24 protein-coding genes and 1 other RNA gene are annotated in these 24,078 nt (G+C 55.9%); 10 read left to right on the top strand and 15 right to left on the bottom strand.

What is annotated here, in order from left to right:
- Nucleotides 1-266: 266 nt before the first annotated feature.
- Complete coding sequence (locus MOY_RS16290; protein ID WP_009102022.1) at nt 267-1,292, top strand: aspartate carbamoyltransferase; 1,026 nt, start codon at nt 267-269, stop codon at nt 1,290-1,292.
- A gap of 14 nt (nt 1,293-1,306) precedes the next feature.
- Here the strand turns inward: MOY_RS16290 and ruvX are convergent, their stop codons facing one another.
- The 7 genes from ruvX to MOY_RS16255 all read right to left on the bottom strand — a co-directional run bounded on the left by ruvX (nt 1,307) and on the right by MOY_RS16255 (nt 6,070).
- Nucleotides 1,307-1,762, bottom strand: a complete 456-nt coding sequence (gene ruvX / locus MOY_RS16285) for a Holliday junction resolvase RuvX (RefSeq protein WP_009102021.1) — start codon at nt 1,760-1,762, stop codon at nt 1,307-1,309.
- A 12-nt stretch (nt 1,763-1,774) separates the two neighbouring features.
- A complete protein-coding gene (locus tag MOY_RS16280; protein WP_009102019.1) occupies nt 1,775-2,332 on the bottom strand; it encodes a YqgE/AlgH family protein in 558 nt (185 codons plus the stop codon).
- 67 nt (nt 2,333-2,399) lie between these two features.
- Entirely contained in the window at nt 2,400-3,356 is a 957-nt protein-coding gene (gshB, locus tag MOY_RS16275; RefSeq protein ID WP_009102018.1) for a glutathione synthase, read from the bottom strand.
- A 79-nt stretch (nt 3,357-3,435) separates the two neighbouring features.
- A complete protein-coding gene (locus MOY_RS16270; RefSeq protein ID WP_009102016.1) occupies nt 3,436-4,140 on the bottom strand; it encodes a CvfB family protein in 705 nt (234 codons plus the stop codon).
- A gap of 165 nt (nt 4,141-4,305) precedes the next feature.
- On the bottom strand, nt 4,306-5,073 hold the full coding sequence (locus tag MOY_RS16265; RefSeq protein WP_009102014.1) for a 16S rRNA (uracil(1498)-N(3))-methyltransferase: 768 nt from the start codon (nt 5,071-5,073) through the stop codon (nt 4,306-4,308).
- Nucleotides 5,074-5,076: 3 nt separating this feature from the next.
- The gene (gene secB, locus MOY_RS16260; RefSeq protein ID WP_009102012.1) at nt 5,077-5,586 is read right to left on the bottom strand and encodes a protein-export chaperone SecB; all 510 of its coding nucleotides are present in this window, start codon (nt 5,584-5,586) and stop codon (nt 5,077-5,079) included.
- A 61-nt stretch (nt 5,587-5,647) separates the two neighbouring features.
- Entirely contained in the window at nt 5,648-6,070 is a 423-nt protein-coding gene (locus MOY_RS16255; protein ID WP_009102010.1) for a rhodanese-like domain-containing protein, read from the bottom strand.
- Between the two features lie 254 nt (nt 6,071-6,324).
- On the opposite strand from MOY_RS16255, the gene gpmI reads away from it, so the two are divergent.
- The 3 genes from gpmI to MOY_RS16240 all read left to right on the top strand — a co-directional run bounded on the left by gpmI (nt 6,325) and on the right by MOY_RS16240 (nt 10,434).
- Nucleotides 6,325-7,890 carry a 2,3-bisphosphoglycerate-independent phosphoglycerate mutase gene (gpmI, locus tag MOY_RS16250; protein ID WP_009102008.1) on the top strand — a complete coding sequence of 522 codons (1,566 nt, stop codon included), beginning with the start codon at nt 6,325-6,327 and terminating at the stop codon, nt 7,888-7,890.
- Between the two features lie 5 nt (nt 7,891-7,895).
- The gene (locus MOY_RS16245) at nt 7,896-9,035 is read left to right on the top strand and encodes a peptidoglycan DD-metalloendopeptidase family protein (protein ID WP_105208903.1); all 1,140 of its coding nucleotides are present in this window, start codon (nt 7,896-7,898) and stop codon (nt 9,033-9,035) included.
- Between the two features lie 94 nt (nt 9,036-9,129).
- Nucleotides 9,130-10,434 carry a S41 family peptidase gene (locus MOY_RS16240; RefSeq protein ID WP_009102006.1) on the top strand — a complete coding sequence of 435 codons (1,305 nt, stop codon included), beginning with the start codon at nt 9,130-9,132 and terminating at the stop codon, nt 10,432-10,434.
- Here MOY_RS16240 and MOY_RS16235 read toward each other — a convergent pair.
- The 4 genes from MOY_RS16235 to MOY_RS16220 form a co-directional block, all read right to left on the bottom strand.
- Nucleotides 10,431-11,687: a UbiH/UbiF/VisC/COQ6 family ubiquinone biosynthesis hydroxylase gene (locus MOY_RS16235; protein WP_009102005.1), complete on the bottom strand. Its 1,257-nt coding sequence runs from the start codon at nt 11,685-11,687 to the stop codon at nt 10,431-10,433. The two genes, MOY_RS16240 and MOY_RS16235, sit on opposite strands and share 4 nt — an antisense overlap.
- 26 nt (nt 11,688-11,713) lie before the next feature.
- Nucleotides 11,714-12,940: a 2-octaprenyl-6-methoxyphenyl hydroxylase gene (ubiH, locus tag MOY_RS16230; RefSeq protein WP_009102004.1), complete on the bottom strand. Its 1,227-nt coding sequence runs from the start codon at nt 12,938-12,940 to the stop codon at nt 11,714-11,716.
- 73 nt (nt 12,941-13,013) lie between these two features.
- Nucleotides 13,014-14,354: a Xaa-Pro aminopeptidase gene (gene pepP, locus MOY_RS16225; protein WP_009102003.1), complete on the bottom strand. Its 1,341-nt coding sequence runs from the start codon at nt 14,352-14,354 to the stop codon at nt 13,014-13,016.
- 48 nt (nt 14,355-14,402) lie between these two features.
- Nucleotides 14,403-14,981 carry a UPF0149 family protein gene (locus tag MOY_RS16220; RefSeq protein WP_009102002.1) on the bottom strand — a complete coding sequence of 193 codons (579 nt, stop codon included), beginning with the start codon at nt 14,979-14,981 and terminating at the stop codon, nt 14,403-14,405.
- 169 nt (nt 14,982-15,150) lie between these two features.
- Between MOY_RS16220 and MOY_RS16215 the strand changes: the two genes are divergently transcribed.
- The 3 genes from MOY_RS16215 to MOY_RS16210 all read left to right on the top strand — a co-directional run bounded on the left by MOY_RS16215 (nt 15,151) and on the right by MOY_RS16210 (nt 16,337).
- Nucleotides 15,151-15,459, top strand: coding sequence for a cell division protein ZapA (locus MOY_RS16215; protein ID WP_009102001.1), 309 nt, complete (start codon nt 15,151-15,153; stop codon nt 15,457-15,459).
- Between the two features lie 42 nt (nt 15,460-15,501).
- Nucleotides 15,502-15,684, top strand: a non-coding RNA gene (gene ssrS / locus MOY_RS17080) — 6S RNA.
- A gap of 5 nt (nt 15,685-15,689) precedes the next feature.
- The gene (locus tag MOY_RS16210; RefSeq protein ID WP_009101998.1) at nt 15,690-16,337 is read left to right on the top strand and encodes a 5-formyltetrahydrofolate cyclo-ligase; all 648 of its coding nucleotides are present in this window, start codon (nt 15,690-15,692) and stop codon (nt 16,335-16,337) included.
- A 415-nt stretch (nt 16,338-16,752) separates the two neighbouring features.
- Here MOY_RS16210 and ilvA read toward each other — a convergent pair whose 3' ends face one another.
- Nucleotides 16,753-18,267: a threonine ammonia-lyase, biosynthetic gene (ilvA, locus tag MOY_RS16205; protein ID WP_009101996.1), complete on the bottom strand. Its 1,515-nt coding sequence runs from the start codon at nt 18,265-18,267 to the stop codon at nt 16,753-16,755.
- Between the two features lie 160 nt (nt 18,268-18,427).
- On the opposite strand from ilvA, the gene rpiA reads away from it, so the two are divergent.
- Nucleotides 18,428-19,102: a ribose-5-phosphate isomerase RpiA gene (gene rpiA, locus MOY_RS16200; protein ID WP_009101994.1), complete on the top strand. Its 675-nt coding sequence runs from the start codon at nt 18,428-18,430 to the stop codon at nt 19,100-19,102.
- Here the strand turns inward: rpiA and waaA are convergent, their stop codons facing one another.
- Genes waaA through MOY_RS16185 form a run of 3 tightly spaced genes read right to left on the bottom strand, consistent with a single transcriptional unit; the run spans nt 19,103 to nt 22,912 of the window.
- The gene (gene waaA, locus MOY_RS16195; protein ID WP_009101992.1) at nt 19,103-20,395 is read right to left on the bottom strand and encodes a lipid IV(A) 3-deoxy-D-manno-octulosonic acid transferase; all 1,293 of its coding nucleotides are present in this window, start codon (nt 20,393-20,395) and stop codon (nt 19,103-19,105) included. It lies immediately after the preceding gene.
- The gene (gene hldE / locus MOY_RS16190) at nt 20,395-21,825 is read right to left on the bottom strand and encodes a bifunctional D-glycero-beta-D-manno-heptose-7-phosphate kinase/D-glycero-beta-D-manno-heptose 1-phosphate adenylyltransferase HldE (RefSeq protein WP_009101990.1); all 1,431 of its coding nucleotides are present in this window, start codon (nt 21,823-21,825) and stop codon (nt 20,395-20,397) included. The genes waaA and hldE overlap by 1 nt, the downstream gene beginning before the upstream one ends.
- Entirely contained in the window at nt 21,815-22,912 is a 1,098-nt protein-coding gene (locus tag MOY_RS16185) for a glycosyltransferase family 9 protein (protein ID WP_009101987.1), read from the bottom strand. The genes hldE and MOY_RS16185 overlap by 11 nt, the downstream gene beginning before the upstream one ends.
- Here MOY_RS16185 and MOY_RS16180 point away from each other — a divergent pair.
- Both MOY_RS16180 and MOY_RS16175 read left to right on the top strand, forming a co-directional pair.
- Nucleotides 22,911-23,633 carry a 3-deoxy-D-manno-octulosonic acid kinase gene (locus MOY_RS16180; RefSeq protein ID WP_009101985.1) on the top strand — a complete coding sequence of 241 codons (723 nt, stop codon included), beginning with the start codon at nt 22,911-22,913 and terminating at the stop codon, nt 23,631-23,633. The two genes, MOY_RS16185 and MOY_RS16180, sit on opposite strands and share 2 nt — an antisense overlap.
- Before the next feature lie 13 nt (nt 23,634-23,646).
- On the top strand, nt 23,647-24,078 hold a 432-nt coding region (locus MOY_RS16175), incomplete at its 3' end, for a glycosyltransferase family 2 protein (RefSeq protein WP_009101983.1).

Raw genomic sequence — 24,078 nt, 5'->3', positions numbered from 1 at the left:
CGAGGCRRGYMATRYAACYGCTCWAASCTWSTGRCRAACCGAAGGTTTTCACCTTCATTCACCGCTGGTAACGCTTGGCGTCCCCGGCAGCGGATGCGTACTTTACGGATTCGCCGCCGTCTTGGCAAGGGCTTTTAGAAAATAAGGAGAAGAAAGTTTCAATACGCTCAGATTTGGCTTTTGAAAGCACTTCGGCGCCACTGCTTTGGCAGTTACACTTATACCTGCCTTATAGCACTGAATGCCTATCTACTTTGAGGTCTACGATGAGCCAGCACTTATTAACCGTCGATTCATTAAGCCGCGAAAGCGTTAATCACTTATTGCGTGTTGCCTCGCGCATGGAGCCGATTGCACAGCGGCGCCAGGTGACGCGTGTGCTGGAAGGCGCGGTGCTCGGCAATCTTTTCTTTGAGGCCAGTACACGAACGCGGGTGAGCTTTAATGCTGCTTTTTGCCGCTTAGGGGGCAGCGTATGCGACACCACCGGTTTTACCTTCTCTTCCATGGCGAAGGGAGAATCGCTCTACGATACTAGTCGGGTAATGAGTGGCTACTGCGATGCGATTGTCATGCGCCATCCTGATCAAGGCTCAGTGGCAGAGTTTGCAGCGGCGACCAACGTGCCGGTGATTAACGGTGGGGATGGCCCGGGAGAACACCCAAGCCAAGCGTTGCTAGACCTTTATACGATTGATAAAGAGTTTCAGCGGTTAGGTAAATCGCTCAGTGGCGCGCATATCTTACTGACCGGCGATTTAAAGTATGGCCGTACAGTGCATTCGCTGATTAAGCTGTTGTCCCTTTACGATCCGCTGCGCATTACCCTGGTTTCTCCGCCTGGGCTTGAGATGCCTTCAACACTGATTGACTTAGTGACCTCACGCGGGCACCGCATTGAACAGCGCGACTCATTGGCCAGCGATTTCTCGGACCTGGATGTGGTTTACACCACGAGGATTCAGAAAGAGCGCTTTACCGACGAGATGAACGAGAGCTTTCAGGGGCTTTCCGACGACTTTATGGTCAATCGCGAATTTCTTGACCACCGTTGCAATCAGGGCACGATTGTCATGCACCCACTGCCCCGAGATAGCCGCCCGGGCGCCAATGACCTGCATGTAGACTTAAACGGGGATCCGCGTTTGGCGATTTTCCGTCAGACGGATAACGGTATTCCCATGCGCATGGCTATTTTCGCAACGCTTCTGAACGTTGACGATTTGATTGAGAAAGACCTGCGCTCAGTACGCTGGTTCGTCCCCTCCCAAACCGGTACGCTGGATCGATAATTTTCTATACCGCGTTAATAAGCGCTACGCCCGCCGGGTAGTCCTTCCTGGTGGGCAAACCAGCCTTCTAAAATAAGCACGGCGGCGATGCCGTCAACGCTCTCTTCCCGGTAATTACCACGGTGGCCCGCCGCATGCGCAATTTGCTTGGCTTCGCGAGTAGAGCCTCGCTCATCAACCATTTCAATCGGCTTGCCGAAACGCCCATGAAGGCGATTAGCAAACTTACGTGCCCGCGTGCTCATCGCTGATTCAGTGCCATCCATATTGAGTGGCAACCCCACTACAAACAGATCAGGCTGCCACTCCTCTACTAAACGTGTGACAAGGTTCCAATCAGGAATGCCGTCGCGTGCGGTGAGCGGCGACAGTTCTCGCGCACTCTTTAGCAGCTCGTTCGCCACGGCAACCCCTATGCGCCGGGTGCCAAAATCAAATCCGAGGATCAGCCGCTGCCCGCTATCAGCCATGACACTTCACCATCACGCATGCCCTGCATCACGGGTCATCAGATTTAGGTCAACGCCCAAAATTCCAGCGGCGGCAGTTAAACGCTCGGCTGGGGGCGTATCAAACAGCACGCTTCCCTCGCCTTCAACGGTCAGCCACGCGTTCTCTTTTAGCTCCTCCTCCAACTGCCCAACATCCCAGCCCGCACAGCCTAAACAGACCAGAAAATGCTCAGGCCCTGTGCCATCAGCTAGCGCCTGGAGAATATCCATTGAGGTGGTAAGCGCAATATTATCTTCCACTTGGACGCTGGAGTCCCACTCTTGACTATCACCCAGGTGCAAAATGAAACCACGATCCTTATGCATGGGGCCGCCATAATAAACCGGTGCATTACGATGTGGACTGTCGTCGCCCCCTAATGAGAGCTGTTCAAACAGGGCGTCCAAGGTAATCTCTAGCGGCCGGTTAGCGATAACGCCCATGCAACCATTGTTATCATGGTCACAAAGATAGATCAGGCTGCCGGCAAAATTGGGGTCTTCTAAGTGCGGCATTGCCATTAAAAAGTGATGCTTTAAACTTTGCATGCGTCTCCTACGGCCCGCCGATTGCTCGGCAAGCCTCGAATTATTTAGCGACTAGAACGTTCAACCTTTAGGTAAGCCGACGCTCAATCGCGTCCAGCAGCATGCCAGCAATATCGGTACCGCGCTGGTCATCGATTTCACGCACGCAGGTTGGGCTAGTGACGTTAATTTCGGTGATGTAATCGCCGATCACGTCTAAACCAACAAACATCAACCCTTTTTCGCGAATCATGGGCTGCACCTGCTGGATGAGCCAGTGGTCACGCTCGGTCAGCTCTCGGCTGACGCCACGTCCACCGGCGGCAAGATTGCCTCGGGTTTCCCCTGCTGATGGTATACGTGCCAACCCAAAGGGTACCGGCTCACCATCAACCAACAAGATACGCGTGTCGCCATCTTTGATTTCCGGCAAATAGCGCTGCGCCATAATTTGCCGTTGGCCACGCAATGTCAGCTGCTCAATCACGGCACCAATGTTACGGCCATCGGGGCCAATATGGAAAATACCGGTGCCGCCCATGCCATCAAGCGGCTTGAAGATCACATCGCCGTGCTCGGCGTGGAAAGCACGCAGTACGTCATCACGGCTAGCGACTATCGTGGGGGCACAGCAGTGGGGGAACTGCTGGGCAAAAAGCTTTTCGTTGCACTGCAAAAGCGCTGCGGTGGGATTGACCACTAGCACGCCATCTCGCTCGGCAAACCCTAATAGATGAACCGCATTGGTAAAATCAGCATCTACCGGCGGGTCTTTGCGCATTAGCACCACGTCTAACTCAGCGAGCGGACGCTGCGCCGCTTCTCCCAAGTCGAACCAGTGACTGGGGTCACGATGCACCGTCAGCGGGCGCATACGCGCGTAAGCTTTTCCCGCCTGCAAGAAAAGATCCTCCTGCTCCATATAGTGCAGGGTGTAGCCGCGCTCTTGAGCTGCCCACAACATAGCCATAGTGGTATCTTTCTTGTAAGCGATGTCGCTGATGGGATCCATCACCACACCGAGATGCAACGTTGCCTGGCTCATTGAGGTACCTATCCATACATGAACAATAGCCGCCAGTATGCCGCACTGCCTGTACGGCTCCAACCATCACTATTTGCGGCTACTTAGTTTGCTCATCAGTGAGGGCGCCGACAACAAGGCGCACAGCCCCCGGTTCTAAGGTGATTAACTGCTGCTTGTAGAGCCGCCCAATCGCCTGCTTATAAGCGCTCTTACTTACCCCCAACCGTGTTTTGATTTCGTGAGCCGAGCTTTTATCGCCCAAGGGCAAGTAACCACCGCTTTCGCGCAGCGCCTGTAGCACCTTGTCACCCACCACGTCTAAGCGGGCAGCCCCTGGTGGCAGTAGCGAAATATCCACTCGGCCATCTTCACGGCGCTGCTTAACATAGCCCTTAAGCGACTGCCCACGGCGCAGCGGCTGAGTAATATCATCTTGATAAATCAGCCCCCAGTAGCGGTGATTAACCACGACCTTCATACCTAAATCCGTTCGGTCGGCAACCACCACAGAGACTTCATCCCCCTTCTCCAGGGCCCAGGCATCGTCGGTTAAAAAACGGTCAAGACGCATGGTGGCCACTGGACGCCMCTGGTCATCACTATAAAGCATGACCAGTACCCGCTTGCCGGGGTCAGGCCGAAAGCGCTGCTCACTGTAAGGCAACAGCACATCTTTAGGCTGCCCCCACTGTAGAAACGCCCCCGTACTGTTGACCGCCGTCACGGTTAAGTACGCCACATCACCCAACTGGGCAGATGCATCGCTAGCGGAGCGGGGAGATGAGTGTGACTCACGGACCATGGGTACCGTCCTTACAAGAAGTAGAGCTTCATTATGGTGGGTTGCGCACGCAAGGCAAAGCGTCGCGGCGGCCAGCCAAACCAACCGAGGGGAAAAGCGTATAAAAACGCTGCCACCGCATTGCTGGGCAGCGACTGCGTGGAAGGTGTTTACACTAATCAGTGCTTACAAATCACCAAAGTGATGCTGCAGTAGCGTTAAAGCCACCACCGGGGCGGTTTCAGTACGCAGTACCCTAGGCCCTAGCGTGAGCGGCGTAAAACCGCTGGCAATAGCGGCGTTAATATCCACGTCGCTTAAACCACCTTCAGGGCCAATCAACAGCGCCGCCGCATTAGGGCGAGACTGTTGGTTAAAGGCGTTGCCTGTTGCCAAGTGCAGCATTAAACGCAGCGGCTCCTGGCGATCGGCGAGCCACTCATCAAGCGCGATGGGTGGATAAACCGGTGGCACTACCGCACGCCCGCACTGTTCGCAGGCACTGGCAGCGACTGCCTGCCAATGCGCCAGCTTTTTCTCTTCCCGGTCACCTTTGAGGCGTACATCACCCCGCTCGGTATAGAGCGGGGTAATCGCGGCAACGCCTAACTCCACGGCTTTTTGAATGGCGTAGTCCATTCGGTCGCCTTTGGAAATCGCTTGACCAAGATGCACGGCCAGTGGCGACTCGCCGCTGCCTTGCCAGAGCGCCTTAATACGCACCGTCGTGTGTTTGCGACTCACGTCAGCTAAGCGCACGCCCGCCTCTCGCCCCTGACCGTCAAACAGCATCAGTGGCGCGCCTTCGCCCATCCGCAGCACCCGCGTAACGTGTCGCGCAGGGCCTTCCGGAAGCGTTAAGGTTGCGCCTACTACAAACTCAGCAGGCACATAGAGACGCGGCATTTTACCGTGCAAGGCAACCCAATCAGCGGCGAGCAACGTTTCCGACATAGCTTAGTGAGTATTCTCTGCGGCTTGTTGAGCCTGCTGCGCTTCACGCTGCTTGCGCTGGGCGTACATGGCTTCAAAATTTACCGGCGCCAGCATCAGCGGGGGGAAGCCGCCACGATTGACGAGGTTGTCCACACACTCACGGGCGTAAGGGAACAGCAGGTTAGGGCAGAACGCACCTAACGTTTGCTCAAGCTGGGCACCTTCGATACCCGAGATACGGAATAGGCCCGCTTGCTCGACTTCAGCGAGAAACGACGTGGTGCCCGTTTCGCTATCGTTAACCTGAGCCGTCACCTTCACCACGACTTCGTACTGGTCGTCAGCGATTTTCTGGCTGGTGGTGTTAAGGTCGAGATTGACCTTAGGTTTGAACGCCTGCTTAAACACAGAGGGCGAATTAGGCGCTTCAAACGAAATATCTTTTACGTAGATACGCTGTAAAGAGAACTTCAGCTGTGGCTTTTCGCCTTCTGCGGCGCCAGCCTGGGGGGTATTGTTATCTTCCGCCATTGGAATGCTCCTGATAATTCATTCGATAAATAACGTCACGCAGATATTACCAACCACGTGATTACTTTTTAACGACCGGTAAACCATCGGCCTGCCATTGCGCCATACCACCTTTAAGCTTGGTAGCACGCTCGAAACCCGCTTTGGAGAGTTTTGCATGGGCAGCGCCAGAGCTCTGGCCATGCTTACACACCACGATAATCGGCTGGCTTTTAACTTTCTCCAGTTCGCTCATGCGGCTATCAAGGCTGCTTTGGGGTATGTTGCGTGCGCCAGCGATATGCCCGGCTTTAAAGTCTTTGCTTTCACGAATATCCAGCACCACCGCGTCTTCACGGTTAATGAGCTGGGTGGCCTCTGTAGAGGTCACGGCATTGGTGGCAGCACTGCGCGTTTCATAGGTAATCCACGCTATCAGTACCAGCAAAAACGCCCCCACTAATAGGGGGTGATTCATTACGAATTCGAACAGCTGATCGATCATCGCGAACATAATCTCTTGGTCTATGCAGAAAAAAGCGGCCTAGCCACTGTCAGAAACGCGACAAGTATACACGTCACACAGCATTCCGCGCAGGCCATGACGCCCGACGGCTGCCTGCGTTATGATGCCCCATGCACGCGAGCGTCGCGACCCCGATCATAAGGTGTTGCCTGAAAACTGCCTGAGCAGCCTTTAATAAGGTTTCAAAGCGCTCCTCACATTGTTTGACGGACCCACTTAACGAGGTTTTTTCCATGGCTACATCTACTACTCCGCGCCCCGTGGCGCTGATCATTTTAGACGGCTACGGCCATAACCCCGACAGCGCTCACAATGCCGTGGCCGCCGCCAACACGCCTGCCATGGATAAACTGTGGGCCAACCGCCCCCACGCCTTCGTCCACACCGACGGCCTTCATGTGGGTTTGCCTGAGGGGCAAATGGGCAACTCCGAAGTGGGCCATATGAACATCGGCGCCGGGCGCGTTGTGTATCAGGACTTTACCCGTATCACGAAAGCCATTGAAGAAGGCGACCTAGATACGATTGAGGTGCTAACCAAGCCGATTGACGAAGCCGTCGCCAACGGTCGTCCTGTCCACCTGCTGGGGCTACTCTCCCCTGGCGGCGTACATAGCCATGAAGACCACTTTATTGCCATGGCTGAACTGGCCGCCCGCCGCGGTGCTCAGCGTATTTATGTCCATGCTTTTTTAGACGGCCGCGATATGCCACCACAAAGTGCGCTACGTTCAATTGAGCGTGCTAACGCCCGTTTAGCGGAGCTGGTTGGCGCTGACAACGGTTTCGTGGCCTCGGTGATTGGTCGTTTCTACGCCATGGACCGCGATAATCGCTGGGAACGCGTTGAACAAGCTTACCGTCTACTTACCGACGGTCATGCCGACTTCATTGCCTCCAGTGCCGAAACCGCCCTACGAGACGCTTACCAGCGCGGTGAGACCGACGAATTTGTAGCTTCTAGCAGTATTCCGCTCAATGAAGGCGCTATTACCCTACAAGATGGTGACGCGGCGATTTTCCTCAACTTCCGTTCTGACCGCGCCCGCGAGCTAACCCGCGCCTTCACCGAGCCCAATTTCACGGGGTTTGAGCGTCGCGTTTGTCCAAAACTCGCGGGTGACGGCTTAGTAATGATGACCCAGTACGCTGCCGACATTCCCGCGCCAGCGGCGTTTCCGCCGTCAGATCTGAGCGACACTCTTGGTGAAGTGGTTGCTAAGCGCGGCCTTACCCAGCTACGCATTGCCGAAACCGAGAAATACCCTCACGTTACCTTCTTCTTCTCGGGTGGCAACGAAGCCGAGTACGAAGGCGAAGAGCGCATCCTCGTGCCCTCACCGCGGGACGTCAAAACCTACGACGAAAAGCCCGAAATGAGCGCTTTTGAAATCACCGATAAGCTAGTAGAAGCAATCGACAGCGGCCGTTTTGACCTAATGATCTGCAACTATGCCAATGGCGATATGGTCGGCCACACCGGCGATTTTAATGCTGCCGTTAAGGCAATTGAAACCGTCGACACCTGCGTTGGCCGCGTGGTAGAAGCCATCGAGCGCGCAGGCGGCGCCTGTTTGATTACGGCTGATCACGGTAACGCTGAACAGATGGTGCATCCAGAAACCGGCGCCCCGCAAACCGCCCACACCACCTTTATGGTGCCGTTGATTTACGTAGGTGAGCGAAGCGGCGCTTTAGAAGATGGCCGCCTGTGCGATTTAGCGCCTACGCTGCTGACGATAATGAACCAACCCCTTCCCGAAGCAATGACCGGGAAGCCGCTCATACGTTTTAATTAATGCCCATGCGGCACTGTTTAACGCTCCTGGCTATGCTGGCGCTATGGTATGCGCCAGCGGTTACTTTCGCCCAGCCAAATGAAAGTGCCGCACGCCAGCAGCTAGATGCCCTTGGCCAAGAAATTGATTCGCTCTCCCAGCGCCTGGGCGCCACTGGTCAAGCGCGCGACAGCGCTGAACGCGAGTTAAAAGAGGTAGAAACCGAGCTGGCCGACACCCACCAGCGCCTGGATACGCTTCAGGCCGAACGCCGCCAGCTAAACGAGGAAACCACGCAGTTACTTCAGCACAGAGATCGCTTACAAACTGAGCGAGATGCTCAATACACCGCGCTCGCTCAACAGCTGGCCGCGCTCTTCCGCCTTGGCCCAACGCCTCAGCTTAAACTCCTGCTTAACCAAAACGACCCGGCTGAGCTAGATCGTATGCAGGCCTACTTAAACCGACTGACCCAAGCTCGCCAGCAGCGTCTAGCAGACATTAGACGCCTTGATACCGCGCTTGCCGATACGCAACACGCCTTGAGCGAGCGCCAAACACGGCTTGATACATTGGCAGACGAGCTGGAGGCCCAGAGCGAGCTACTCGCCCAGCGCACTACTGAGCGACGCGGCGTCGTGGCAACGCTAGATGACCGTTATGGCAGCGAAGCTGATCGCCTTGCGGACCTTAACCAGAGCCGGGAACAGGCAGAGCAGCAGCTGCGCGCTATTCAGGCAGAGCTTGCCCGCTTATCGCAACCCACCCCTACCACCCATATCACCCGCACCCAAGGCGACCTGCCCTGGCCAGTGCAGGGGTCAATTACCGCGGATTTCCAACGCCGTGACGGCGTACACTATAACGGCATTGTTATCCAGGCCAACGAAGGCACTGCGGTAACGGCGGTTCACAGCGGCCGCGTCGTTTTTGCTGAATGGATGCGTGGTTTTGGCAACCTGCTGATCATCGACCACGGCGACCAGATTATGACCCTGCACGCCCATTTACAGCAGTTCAGCGCTCGCCCTGGCCAACAAGTCAGCCGGGGCGATGAAATTGGCCGGGTCGGTAACAGTGGCGGCCAGTCACGCTCGGCGCTCTACTTTGAAGTGCGCCGTGGCGGTGAACCAATTAACCCTCAACGTTGGATTGCACGCCGCTGACGGGATAAGCTGACGTGTATCACCACCTATAAAGCTTTAACGATTAACTTTGCGCAGCGCAGAGATGCGCTGCCTTTCGCCTAGCGGAGTCTGCATGACGCTATCTGTTACCGAGGTATCGGTCCCCGCCAAGCGTTTTTTGGCTACCCTGCTACCGCTTGCCCTGTTGTTAGCGCCGCTACCGCTAGTGGCCCAGCCCGCAGGTAACAGCGCGGCTGACGATCTTCCGTTAGAAGAGATTCAAACCTTTGCGGAAGTATTTGAGCGCATTAAACGCGGCTATGTAGAAGAAGTGGATGACCGCACGCTGCTGCGTAACGCCATGCGCGGCATGCTCAACGAGCTGGATCCTCACTCGGCCTATTTGGACGAAGAGGAGTATCAAAGCCTGCGTGAATCCACCCAGGGCGAGTTTGGCGGCATTGGCATTGAAGTGGGCACCGAAAATGGCCAGCTGATGGTTATTACGCCCATTGACGACACCCCCGCCTCCCGTGCTGGGCTGCTCTCCCGGGATATTATTATTGCCATTGACGGCACCCCCACCGACAACATGTCACTTCAGGAAGCGGTCAGCATGATGCGCGGTGAGCCGGGCAGCCAGCTTCGTATTTCCGTACTGCGCGCAGGCGAAGATGCGCCCCGCGAATTTACCCTGAACCGAGAAATCATTCGCAGTGAAAGCGTCAAGCATGAGGTGCTTGAACCTGGCTATGGCTATTTACGCATCAGCCAGTTCCAGTCACGCACCCCAGATCAGGCGCGCCAAGCAATAGAACGCATGGGCCGCGAAAAACCTCTTGAAGGCTTAATTCTCGATTTACGTAATAACCCTGGCGGCGTGCTGCAGGCCGCTGTCGGCGTGGCCGACCTGTTCCTAGATGAAGGGCTGATTGTGTACACTGAGGGGCGGCTTTCCGACACCGAAATGTCGTTTTCAGCCTCACCGGCAACGCCCGCTGGTGACGTACCGCTAGTGGTGCTGATTAATAGCGGCAGCGCCTCAGCGGCTGAAATTGTCGCAGGGGCACTGCAAGACCAGCGCCGCGGGGTCGTCATGGGTACCGAAAGCTTCGGTAAAGGCTCAGTGCAACAGATTATGCCGCTGGGTAACGGTGAAGGCCTTAAGCTCACCACCGCGCTTTACTACACGCCCAACGGGCGCTCGATTCAAGCACAAGGCATCGCGCCGGATGTAGAGGTAGTACGTGGCCGACTAGAGGTTGCCGAAAGCCGCCGCGAGATCCGCGAAGCCGACCTTGATGGACATCTGGGCGGTCAATCGGCTCTACCTCGTGAGCGCTCCGCCGCCGTCCAGCGTTTGCAGGATGATTACCAGCTCAGCGAAGCGCTTAATCTGCTTAAAGCGCTCAACGTTGTGGACCGCCGCCGCCGCTAACGGCACGACAGCGGCAGGCGACCACGCTCTCCAGTGGCCTGCCGCATAATCACGCGCTTTAACGGCACCAGTTGATTCATACCGCTCATACCTATATTTCGCGCGAGGGTGAGCACCGGCACATGACTACCAAACAGCACCTTAAAGCCTTTCATGAGCCCTAACATGGCGCTGTTATCAAAACGCCGCCGCCGCTCGTAGCGGGTCAAGGTGGTTAACGCCCCCCACGGCGCGCCGCGTTGCCAGGCAGTGATCACCTCTTCAGCCAACACCGCCGCATCCATAAAGCCCAGGTTTACGCCCTGCCCAGCCAGCGGGTGTATGCTGTGGGCGGCGTCGCCTACCAGGGCAAGGTTGGGCTGCACGTAGTGCGCTGCATGCCGCTGCACGAGCGGAAACCGATGGGCACTATCTACCACTGTCACCTCACCCAGCCGGTGACTAAATGCACTCCCCAGCGCGTCACCTAATGCTTCCCGGGAAAGACTCGCGAGTGACGTTGCATGGTCTGGGGTGGTAGACCATACAATTGAGCAGTAACGATCATCGCCCTTCACCGTCAGCGGTAAAAAGGCTAAAGGGCTTCCTGCAATAAAAGCCTGACGCGCCGTGGCACCATGCGTTTTTTCGCACAAAACCGTCGTCACTAGCGCATCCTGCTCCATCGCCTCTTCAGCGACCTCAATCCCTGCCAGCTCACGCAGGGCAGAGCGAGCGCCGTCTGCAGCGACTAACAGCGGGGTATGCAGCTGACGACCGTCCTCCAGTACCAGCCAACGCCCGGTATCGGTGGTTTGTAACGCTTGAATACGCGAACCGAAAAGGGGGCTAACCCCGGGCAAATGAAGCACCTGCTCATTGAGCGCCGCTAAGGTGACATCGTTTTCAACAATATGCCCCAGCACGGGGGCGCCCGCTTCATCGGAAGAAAAATCAATGCTGCCGCTGCCGTCAGCATCCCACACCTGCATATAGCGGTAAGGCGTTACTCTGGTCGCCTCCATGGCGGGCCATGCCCCTAGGTGGGTCAACAGGCGCTGGGAAACCGGTGTAAGGGCGCTTACCCTTGGCGCAGGCGCATGGCCACCAAACGCGCTAAGTTGCAGTGGCGACGCTTTCGCTTCTACCAGTGCTACCCGCATACCCGCTTTTGCTAGCAACCCTGCCAGCGCCGTTCCGACCATGCCCGCTCCAACAATCACCGCGTCAAAGTCTTCAACCGGCGCTTTGCTTGCCGCTGTTTGCGTTGTCATAGCACGTCCCTTAATTGCTTAGTAAATCAACGCTCCAGGCCCATGGCCCGACGCGCAAGGCCACGGCGCAGCGGGCCTATCAAATTAAGCCCAATCAGCCCAGCCGCGCGGGCATGGGGCAACAGAGGCAGTGAGTATCCGAATAAACGCACCAAGCCGTCGCTAAATCGGATAACGTTGGCCCGGTCTCGGGCACGCCGCTGTTCAAAGGCAAGCAGCGTTGGCATATCGCCCAACGAGCGCTGATGTTGGGCACCCTGCTCTAGCGCTTCCACTAGATCCATTACCGAGCGTAGCGCAAGATTGAACCCCTGGCCTGCTACCGGATGAAGCGCATGGGCCGCATTGCCCAGTACCGCCAACCCAGGCCGTACGGGTTCTTCGGCAGTAACTAGCGATAGCGGATAGCTGAAACGCTGCCCAACCCGCGTAAAACGTCCAACCCGATCGCCAAAGGCGGTTTGTAATTGATGCAAAAACGCTCGGTCAGATAGGGCTAAGCGCGCTTGGTCGGCGCCACTGGTATGGGTCCATACTAGCTCCATGGCTTGGCCTGGTAACGGCAGTAGCGCAATGGGCCCCTCTGCGGTAAATCGTTCATAGGCCACACCTTGATGGGGTTGGCTTACCCCAACATGGGCAATCAGCGCGGTTTGTTCATAAGAGTGGTGGCGGCTACTGATCCCCAGTTGCTCTTTAAGATCGGAACGTCCACCGTCTGCCAAAATAGTGAGCGCCGCCGTTAGCTCGCGCCCATCAGAGAGCACTAAGTGGTGGCCGTAGGCTTGGGGCGTTAGCTGGTCAACCTTAGCCGGGCAGTACCACTCTATGGGCAATCGCTGAAGCTGCTGGTGAAGCACGCGTCCCATCCAGGCATTGGGTATAACATGCCCTAATGCTGCAACACCCAGCTCTTTAGCGCTTAACCGCGCTGCGCCTAAGCGCCCTCGTTCGCTAATATGAATGCGCTCAATGGGCGCGGCTTCTTGCTGCATGGCTTCCCAAACGCCCAGTTGGCGAAAGCGCTGGGCAGACCCTTCGGCAATAGCGCTGGCCCTGGCATCAAAGCTGGGCTGCCAGGGCGTTTCCTGACTGTTTTCAGGCAACGCTGCCGCTTCAATAATCGCCACGCGCCAGCCGTAACGCTCAATCAGCGGCGCCAATGCACAGCCCAAGCTTGCCCCTACCAGCCCACCGCCGACTATCACGATATCGTGGCTGAGCGTTTGTTTCTCCTGATTAGCGCCTAGCATGGGCTTCTCCTGAAACTCTATCGTAAACCGTAACGTAATTTACATAATGCAGAAACAGCTTAATTCTCAGCGGTTATTTAGTAGCCATCAACTGCTCAATTTCAGCCACCTGCTTAGGCACGCCTGAGGTAAGCACCTCATGCCCTGCTGAAGTCACCACCACATTGTCTTCAATACGAATGCCTATGCCGCGATACACCGCTGGCAGTTCGTCGTCCTCAGGAATATACAGGCCAGGTTCAACCGTCAGCACCATGCCTTCTACTAGCGGGCGCGGGGTTTGCTCATCAAGGCGGTAAGTACCCACATCGTGAACATCCAGCCCTAGCCAGTGAGACGTAGAGTGCAGATAGAAGCGGCGATAGCTCTCATCATCAATACGCGCCTCTACATCGCCCTCTAGCAGCCCTAGAGAGATCAAGCCTGCCGTTAAGTCACGCACCACCCTTTGGTGGATATCCACCAAGCTTGCACCAGGCGCAACCGCTTGGATAGCGCGCTCTTGGGCCTCTAAGACGACTTGGTAAAGAGCCCGCTGGGCTTCGCTAAAACGCCCGCTAACAGGAAAGGTGCGCGTGATATCCCCGGCATACAGATCAAATTCGGCGCCTGCATCGATCAGCACCAGCGTATCCGCATCCAGCACATCGCTATTTTCAATATAGTGCAGCACGCAGGCGTTAGCGCCACCGCCCACAATAGTGCTGTAAGCCGGCCCGCTGGCACCCTGCCACTTAAACTCGTGCTCCAGTTCCGCCTGCAGTTGGTACTCGCTCAACCCTGGTTGGCAAACGCGCATTGCACGAACATGGGCCTGGGCGGAAATAGCTGCTGCATGACGCAGCAGTGCGATTTCTGCAGGGCTCTTAATCAAGCGCATTTGGTGAGTTAACGGTCGGCTATCGAGCCAGCCTTTTAGCGCTGGTTTACCACGCCGCAATCCCGCCTGCGCATGGGCTAGCGCGTTTTCTGCAATGCTTAAGGCCTCGGGGTTATCCAGCGGTACATAAAGCAATTCGCGGCCTTCCAGCAGGCTTGGCAACAGCTCATCGCGCTGGGCATTTTCATACGCCTGGTCAATACCATGCAGGCGTTCAACACCCAGGGCGCCCAGCCGCCTACCCGTCCAGGCTTCCAGAGTGGGGTCGCGGTCTTGGCAAAACACCACGCTTTGACCCTCCTCGCGGCCGGGCAACAGCACCAGCAACCCATCGGGCTCTTGAATGCCGGTAAGGTAGTAGAAGTCGCTCTGCTGGCGAAACGCGTACTCGCTATCGTGGGAGCGCGTTACCAAAGAAGCACCTGGCACCACCATGGCAGCATTTTGCGGTAGCTGCGCTATCAGCGCCTCGCGCCGCTTCAGGTACTCGGCTGGCTCAATCGCTGCGGGGCGGGGCAATAGCTCAGGCAACATATCGACTCCTAACAATTAATGGGCTGGTTAGAGATTACGTAAAAAAACTTAGTGAACGGGGGTGTCTGTTTGTTCAACCTGAGGCATGCCGGGGTGTTGTTCGGTATACAGCAACATGGCCGCCATACGTGCGTGTTCAGTCAGCGCAAATAGGTCATTCTCGTTTTCAGGGCTATCGTCGATATCAGTTTCGATCTGCGCAAGCCCTGCCAAGTCCTCAATGGCTTCACGCAGGGTTTGCGACCAGCGTTCACGCATCGACTCGTCGGCAGCGTCTTCGACAACTTCCATAAAGCCTAGCGTCCACTCTTTCAGACCCTGGGCCTGCTCGGCCAACGAGAACAGTTCATCAGGCAGCAACGGGGCATAATTCAAATCGCTGGCGCTAAGCGCTTCCAGCGTTTGCCGACGCCAGCCTAGTAAGCGTTCAGCGCTGGCCTCGTCACGGGGTTGCTCAACGCCTAGACTTAAGCAGACCTCCTCCAGCCACGCTTGGGCGGTAATGTCACGCAGCGCCAAGAGGCCAGACAGGCGACCGTCCAAGAAAGCCGGGGACTGCATGCTGCCATGCAGTAGAAACACATCCGCAACGTCAGAAAAGTCCTGGCGCTCTTCAATAAGAGACATGGTAATAACTCGCTTTAGAGTAAGTGAAGACGAATACAATAGAACAACGGTCGGCGCGCCTGCGCGTTGACCCCACGTAAGCGGCTCTCTTATAGTGAACGCCGTCTATCCTTCCTATGCAGTGATGTTAACGCATCGGTCAACAAAATGACCTGTGCTGGAGCCTTTGATGAGTAACGCTAAGCGGCCAACTAAAGAAGTCACCCTACTGGGTCGCAGCTATGTAATTGCCTGCGATTCCGGTGAAGAAGCCAAGCTTGAGCGCGCTGCTCGCTATTTAGACCGCGCCATGCAAGGCATTCATGCTCAAAGTAGCGTGCTGGGCAGTGAGCGGATTGCCATTATGGCGGCGCTTAATATTACCCATGAGTTGCTTGAAACGTTAGACGAGCACCGTGCTGGCGAAGCGAACCTCAGCCGCTTGAATGACCAGCTTGAACGCGCACTGGCCAAAACGCGCCGTGCCGAAGAACCTTAACGCGATACTTTGGCATTAGCCCTGGCTCTGGTAGGATAGTGGTGTTCTCTGGGGTGTACGCCAGTCGTTATAGTCCCTCGAGCCTATGCGCAGTACCCAGGGGGCCAAATGCTAGCCAGGCCCGTGTGCATGTCCGTGCGTCGGAAAGCCTGACGGTCTGGCTGCGGCCACCCACCTGAACCAGTAGGTTCAGGGCCAGAACGACAGCGGCACTCTGGGGAACACTTTCAATGCACGACCTCTCTTCCCGCCATACCACTTACCATTGCCGCTTGGATGATAAGCGCGCCCTGCGGCGCGAACTCAAGCGCAAGCGACAGGCACTTTCCCCTTACCAACAGCGCCAGGCCGCCATGGCCCTTTGCCAACGGCTAAAACGGCTGCCCGAAATTCGCCGAGCTAAACGCATCAGCCTCTATCTACCGGTGAATGGTGAGATTGACCCAACACCGCTACTTCCTTGGCTACGCCAGCGTAATGTCGAGGTTTATCTACCGGTGCTTCGCCCTTTCAGCGCCAATAGCCTCTGGTTTGTGGTTTACCGGGCTACAACACCGATGGTTAAAAACCGGTTTGGCATTGCCGAACCGTGCCCACGCTTCGCAGCTAACAGGCGTCATCGGTTACCTGCCTGGGCATTGGATACGTTGATTGTGCCACTGGTAGGCTTTGATGCTGAAGCAAACCGTATGGGCATGGGCGGCGGTTTTTATGACCGTAGTCTCGCCTTCATGCAAAGAAAAGGGCCTGCCCCCGCACTGATCGGTGTTGCCCATGCCTGCCAGCAGGTAGAGACGCTCCCCGTGGAGCCTTGGGACATTCCACTTAATGCCGTCGTCAGCGACCAAGTGACGGTGCGTCCAACAAAAACGGGCTAACCCTAGAGGGCAGCCCGTTTGCAAAACAATTAATTACCAATAGGTGCAGCAGCGTGAGCTGAATGCGCGGGAGGTATAACCTGATGAGTTAACTCCCCGACACTGCCTGCGCATATCCAGTGGCAAGTACGCCGAGTAAAAACACCACTGTTAACGCCATCACCATATCAGGCTTCTTCCGCCGCATGCCTCTTCTCCAACATCTTTCACGGTTGCCAAATACCCCTCAGTGCGTCACCCAGGCTTTACCTTTGGAAAGGAGACACACTGCATTAATTTCGATCATGACTATAGGGCTATAAGGCCCTGCTGACAACAGCGATAAGCGCTATTTTTAACGTCCAATTAAACGTTTCATAGCGTTTAGACTGCCTAGCTGCTCTCACTCATGGCGTTAGTAAGCGCTTACATACTACTAAGCCATAAACAAACGATAGGCTGGGTTATCGCTCTCCTGCCAATAGCGGTATCCAATTGCATCTAAATATTCAGCCACGTGGGTGCGGTCACTGCTCGGCACTTGCATCCCCACCAATACGCGGCCGTAGGCGGCACCGTGGTTGCGGTAATGAAACAGCGAAATATTCCAGTCGTGGGGCAGCTGGGTTAGGAAGTTCATCAACGCCCCTGGCCGCTCTGGAAACTCAAAGCGATAAAGCTCCTCTTCGAAGCGCTCGCTGGGGCGGCCGCCACTCAGGTGACGAATATGCAGTTTCGCTAGCTCGTTATCAGTAAGGTCTTCCACCTGGTAGCCCCCTTCGCGAAGCTTATCCAGTACCGCTTGGCGGTCTTCCCCGCCGGGCTTCACCTGCACACCGACAAAGATGTGGGCTTCGCTATTGTCAGCGTAGCGATAGCTAAACTCAGTCACCATACGCTTGCCTAAGGTACGGCAGAATTTTTTAAAACTGCCGGGCTTCTCGGAAATCGTCACCGCCAAGATCGCTTCACGCTGTTCACCAAGCTCGGTGCGCTCAGCGATATGCTGCAGGCGGTCAAAGTTGGTGTTAGCCCCCGAGTTGATGCAAATCAGCGTTTGGCCTTCAACGCCCGTTTGCTGCACGTACTTTTTCAGCCCCGCCAGCGAAAGCGCACCCGAGGTTTCCGCCACCGCACGCGTATCTTCAAAGATATCTTTCACCGCAGCGCACATTTCATCGGTGTTAACCGTAATCACCTCGTCCACCAAATCGCGCACAAGAGAGAACGGCACCTCGCCAATTTGTGCAACCGCCACACCCTCGGCAAATACACCCACCTGATCCAGCACCACCCGCTCACCCGCCTCTAAGGCGGCTTTCAGGCAGGCACTGTCTTCGGCTTCTACACCAATAATCTTGATATCAGGACGCAAGTACTTCACATAGGCGGCCACTCCAGCGATTAACCCACCGCCGCCCACCGGAATGAAAATAGCGTCTAGGCGGCCACTGTGCTGGCGCAGAATTTCTACGCCAATGGTGCCCTGGCCTGCCACCACATCGATATCATCAAAGGGTGGGATGTAGGTATAGCCGTGCTCTTTGATCAATTCCTGCGCGTGCTCGGCAGCGGCGGCAAAGGCATCGCCTTTCAGGATGACTTTAGCCCCACGAGCACGCACCGCCTGAACCTTGATGTCCGGCGTAATGCGTGGCATCACAATGATGGCTTTAACGCCCATTAGCTTGGCTGCCATAGCCAACCCCTGGGCATGATTGCCTGCTGATGCAGCGATCACCCCCTTGGCCTTCTGCTCTTCGGTGAGCTGAGCCATTTTGTTATAGGCGCCGCGAATTTTGAACGAGTACACCGGCTGCAAATCTTCGCGCTTAATTAAAATTTGGTTATGGAAGCGACGCGACAAAAAGGGAGCAGGAGAAATGGGGGTCTCACAAGCGGCTTCGTAAACGCGGGCTTGGAGGATCTTTTTGACGGTTGCTTCTAGCATGCGGAATTCCCAGAAAAATAGCGTGACCCATAGGGGTACGGACAAGGCTCTTATTGGTAGCAGATTACGCCTAGCGACGTCTAGCAGCGTTTCCATCGGCAGTTATCGCTGGGGCCGTTATACTAGGGATCACCTGCCAACCCTGACGCTGGAAAACACAATGACCCAAGATGAACTAAAAGCCGCCGTGGCGGACGCTGCCATTAAAGAGATAGAACTACACCTTGAGAAAGATACCGTGTTGGGTATCGGCACAGGTTCAACCGCCAACCTGTTTATTGACTGCTTAGGCCCGCTACGTGACCGCTTCAGAGGGGCCGTTGCCAGCTCAGAGGCGAGTGCCAAGCGCCTACAAGCCTTAGACATTGAGGTGTTTGAGCTTAACAGTGTTGGCAGCATTCCTTTCTATATAGATGGTGCAGACGAAGTTAATGCTCACTTACACATGATAAAAGGCGGCGGAGCCGCGCTTACCCGTGAAAAAATTGTTGCCGCCTGCGCTGAACGTTTTATCTGCATCGCCGACGGCTCGAAAGAAGTGGCTCGGCTCGGTAGCTTTCCACTGCCGGTAGAAGTCATCCCGATGGCGCGCTCTTACGTTGCCAGAGAGCTGGTCAAGCTAGGCGCAGACCCTGTGTATCGGCAAGGTGTAGTGACCGATAACGGTAATCAAATCATCGACTGCTTTGATTTTATGATCGACGATCCCGTCGCTATGGAAACACGGATTAATGCCATTGTGGGCGTGGTTACCAACGGCTTGTTTGCTGCTCGCGGTGCCGATGTATTGCTATTGGGTAAGGCAGATGGCGTAGAACGCACTGCGCTACGCTAATCAACGCTCCAACCAACCATCAAGCCCTTCGAGAGTGCGCGCTAGCGCGCCTCGATGGGCATTGATGGCAACACGCCCTGCCTCACCCTGCTCGCGAGCACACTCTGGCGCGTCAAAATACTCGACTAGCCTTACCGCTAGCGCATCGGGCGTGCTGACCAACGTGAGTGCGCCAACGGCTAACAGCGGATCGGCCACGTCGTTAAAATTCTCGATAAAGGGGCCGCTGAGCACCGGTTTACCCAACGCAGCCGGTTCAAGCACGTTGTGGCCACCCAATGGCACTAAGCTCCCCCCCACATAGGCCACGCAGCCTGCTGCATACAGCGTAGCCAACTCACCTAACGTATCCCCCAGGTAGACCTGCGTTTGTGGCGTGACTGCCTGTTGCTGGCTGCGGCGGCTTAACACCCACCCGCCGTCAGTGCAGAGAGTCGCTACCTCATCAAAACGCTGGGGGTGACGCGGCACTAGCACCAATAGCGCATTAGGAAAGCGCTTACACAGCTGGCGGTGCGCTTCTAACAGTAGCATCTCTTCCCCTTCACGGGTGGAGCCTGCTACCCATACAGGCCGCTCCGCCCAGCCGCGAAGTAAGCGCTCACTTTCTTTTATCGCCTTATCTTTAGGGGCAAGCTCGAATTTTAACGACCCAACCACAGTCGTGATCTCGGCCCGCGCGCCGAGGGCTTGAAAGCGCGCAGCATCGGCTGCCGATTTCGCCGCCAGCCACGTCAGGTTCGCTAAAGCGCTAGCCATCAACGGGCGCAGACGCTGATAGCGTGTAAAGGCCCGCGGCGATAGCCGACCGTTCACCACGACAACAGGCACCCCTTGTTGATGGCAAGCGTGGAGCAGGTTGGGCCACAGCTCGGTTTCAAACAGCAGGGCAACCTTAGGTTTCACACGGTTGAGGAAGCGCTTTGCCGCGCCAGGATAATCTAGCGGCAGAAAACAGTGGGCAAGCCTTACGTTGTCGGCTGCAGTTTGCTCATCCATCAGCACTTGGGCCTGCTGGGCGCCGGTAGCGGTCATGGTGGTAAGCAGCAGGCTGTGCTTCGGGTACCGCGCCAGCAAGCCCTCTATTAACGGGCGGGCAGCGCGCACCTCCCCCACCGAGGCGCAGTGCAGCCAAATGCGCGGCGCCGGGGGGAGTTCGCCAAGGCGCAAACCAAGCCGCTGAAGGCGGGAGTAAGTAAGTACTTGCTCTCGCCAAATACGCCAAGTAATCAGCGGAGACAGTACATAAAGCACCGCTGAGTAAGCCCACCGAGGCCACGTCGGAAGCGACATTAACGCTCGCGATCCAAAATAGAGCTAATCATTGCCGTCGTCGATACGCCATCTTCAAAGCCTAATACCTTTACTTCGCCACCGTTGGCCATCACCGCGGCCCCACCAGCAATGTCTTCAGGGCGATAGTCGCCGCCTTTCACCAAAATATCCGGCAAAACGGCTTCAATTAGTGCCTGAGGCGTATCGTCACTAAAAGGCACGACCCAATCGACGGCGCCTAACCCTGCTAGTACCTGCATCCGTCGGTTTAGCGGGTTAATAGGGCGCTTGGGGCCTTTTAGACGGCCTATGGATGCATCGTCATTGACGGCCACGATCAACCTGTCCCCCAAACGTTTAGCCTGCTCAAGATACGCCACGTGGCCAGCATGGAGGATATCGAAACAACCGTTGGTCATCACCAACCGCTCGCCGCGAAGCTGGGCACCTCGAACCGCTTCCACCAGCGGGGTCTGCTCAATTACGCCAAACTCCGCAAGCTTGTCACCGTGCAGCGCGGTATATAGCTCGGCAACCGAAAGCGTTGCGGTGCCCGGCTTAGCAACTACAAGGCCAGCACCCAGGTTAGCCAGCATCATGGCTTCGGGCAGTGCGTGGCCTGCCGCCAGGGCGAGGCCCATCAAGCCAATCACGGTATCGCCCGCGCCGGTTACGTCGAATACTTCCTGGGCGCGGGTAGGCAAGTGCAGCGGCGCATGGCCTTCACGAATGAGGGTCATGCCTTTTTCACTGCGGGTGATGAGCAAGGCTTCCAATTCAAGCTCGGTGCGCAGCGCCTCACCGCGTTGGGCAAGCACGTCATCGGTCGCACACAGCCCAACCACCGCTTCAAACTCGGTTAAGTTGGGGGTAATCAAGCTAGCGCCGCGGTACTTGCTAAAGTCCTGGCCCTTAGGGTCAATCAGCACCCGTTTACCATGGGCGCGTGCCATCGCGATTAACTTCTCCACCTGATTGAGCGTGCCTTTCCCGTAATCAGAGAGGATCACCACATCACAGGCTGGCAGCGCTTTTTCGACTTGTGCTAACAGCGCTGACGTATCGACCCCCTCAAGGCTCTGCTCAAAATCTAAGCGCAGCAACTGTTGGTTGCGGCTCATCACACGCAGCTTCGTAATCGTGGGTACTTCTGAGCTACGCTGAAAGTAAGTACTTACATTTGAAGCCATCAAGCGCGACGTCAACAGCTCAGCGTTGTCATCCTCTCCGACGACGCCTGCTAAAGCAGCATGGCCGCCCAAGGAGGCCACATTAAGCGCGACGTTCGCAGCGCCGCCTGGACGGTCGTCGGCGTTCTCTACACGCACTACCGGCACCGGCGCTTCTGGCGAAATACGCGTTGTGCCACCGTGCCAGTAGCGGTCGAGCATTACGTCTCCCACCACCAGCACGCGGGCGTGTTCTAGGGCGGTTAAATCAACTTTCATCCGAAGGTCCTGTTGTTGGCTGCGCTGCGGTATACGCCAGCAGCGCGTCTAGCTTTGCAATCACATCATCAGCTTTGATTAGATCCATCGCATCGGCATGGCGCACCCGCTGCCCCCAACTAACCTCCTCTACCGATTTATGTAGGTACGTGCGCACCGCATCAGGGTAGGCATTGACGGCAAAGTCGCGCCACAAATAAGGCGCTGCCCTCTGCGGATTGGTGGTGGCATAAAGGCCAAGCGTTGGTGTCCCCATGGCGTTGCCCATATGGACAGGGCCAGTATCCGGGGCAATCACCGCCTGTGCATTATCAATAAGGGCCAGCACCCCTTTTAACGATGTGCCGCCTATGGCGTTAATCACGCTACCTGGCTGGCATAGCGCTTCAATCTGGTCACTCACTTCACGCTCAAGGGAGCTACCGCCGCCGGTTAAAACGCTCTTCAAGCCATGCTGCACCCACGCATGTTCTATAACGCTAGCGTAGCCTTCCACCGACCAGTTGCGAAAGTTACGCAGCCGCGCGTTGCTGCAGGGGTTAATCACTAAATAAGGCCCTTCGCCGCTGATCACCCGCGCCTCATCGTAGGCCACCGGGGGTACGGCTAAGTTCCACTCGAGGCGGTCGTCTTCTACTCCCAATAAGCGTGCGAAGTCCATAAACGACTCCAACACATGGGCATTGGGGTGTGGCGCAAGCTGGCGCTGGGTAAACCAGTGCTGGGCATCTTTGGCGCGGGCTTTGTCGTACCCTACCCGCACATCGGCCTTTAACCCCAGTGAGAGCACGCTGGCGCGAATGGCCTGCTGCATGTGCAGCAGCACATCAAAACGCGTATCGGCCAGTTCCCGCCAAATGGCTCGCATGCCGGAAAGACCGGTAGACTTGTCATAGACAACAAACTCGACCCCAGAAAGCCCCGCCAGTAAACTGTATTCCCCCTTGCCGATAATCCAGGTAATACGTGCGTGGGGCCACTGGCGCTGCAATGCCCGCACCGTGGGCACGAGATTGCACACGTCTCCCAACGCGGAGAGGCGCAAAATGGCAATATGGTTGGGTTGAGCAGGCAGAGAGGGCTTCATGCGCTTAGCGGCACTCCGGAAGGAAAGTTGGCTGATTTTATATGATGTAGACAGTTTAAGTGACGCTGGCGCATCACACCAACTCGATACAACGCTGTTTGAAGAGGAGTATTGGCGCAAACAGGGGTTAATCGTCGGTGAGGCGCCTGGGCGTGGCAGTAGCCTTTTTTTACAGGCCCGCGCTAACGAGCAGTGGGTAATGCGCCCCTACCGCCGTGGCGGGCTGGTCGCCAAGCTAAGCCAAAAACGCTATCTATGGCTTGGAGAAGAGCGCACCAGAGCGTTCCGCGAGCTACGCTTAACCGCCAAGCTGTATGAACAAGGTTTACCTGTGCCACGTCCGGTTGCCTGCTGCGTAACGCGCTTCGGGGTCACCTACGAGGCGGCACTGCTTACGGTGCGAGTACCAGGCGCCCAGGCGCTGGCATCCTTACTCGCTGCTGATAAAGCCGACCATGCACTGCTAAAGCGCGTTGGCGCGATGATTAAACGCTTTCATCAGGTAGGGCTTGACCATGTGGATCTCAACGCCCGCAATATTTTAATCGACCCTAATGGCGAACCTTGGCTGATTGACCTGGACCGCTGTCGCCTTCGGCCACCTGGCAAGTGGCAGGAACGAAACTTGAAACGGCTGGAGAGGTCGATATTAAAATTTACTCGCACCTTAGATGCAATGCTGACGATAAAAAGCAGCTACAATTCAAGCAGAATTATTTAATATTAGGCTTTTTATGTTATTAGAAAATATAACGCCCGTCATCATTTCAAAGAATAGCGAAAATACCATTAAGCAATGCTTGGAGTCTCTTAAAGGCTTCAAGAATGTGCTTGTTTATGACAACGGTTCTACCGATGCCACTATCAGTATTTGTCGCTCGTTCGACAATGTTATTGTTATTGAGGGCGATTTTTTTGGGTTTGGGCCAACAAAAAATTATGCTGCAGAGAAAGCACCAACAGACTGGGTATTCTCTCTTGATTCAGACGAAGAGCTTCATCAAAGTGCCTTTGACGAGCTTTCAAGCTGGGACATTAAGGATACTCAAACCGTTGGCCAGATATTAAGAGAAAATTGGTTTTGCGGTAAAAAAATTACCACAAATGGCTGGGGAAATGATTCTATCATTCGACTTTATAATAAAAAAATACATAGATTTACTGAT

It is taken from the genome of Halomonas sp. GFAJ-1, assembly GCF_000236625.2.
In the GTDB taxonomy this organism is placed as follows: Bacteria; Pseudomonadota; Gammaproteobacteria; order Pseudomonadales; family Halomonadaceae; genus Vreelandella.
The sequence above is the reverse complement of the archived record's forward strand: the minus strand, read 5'-3'. Positions and strand labels throughout refer to the sequence as shown.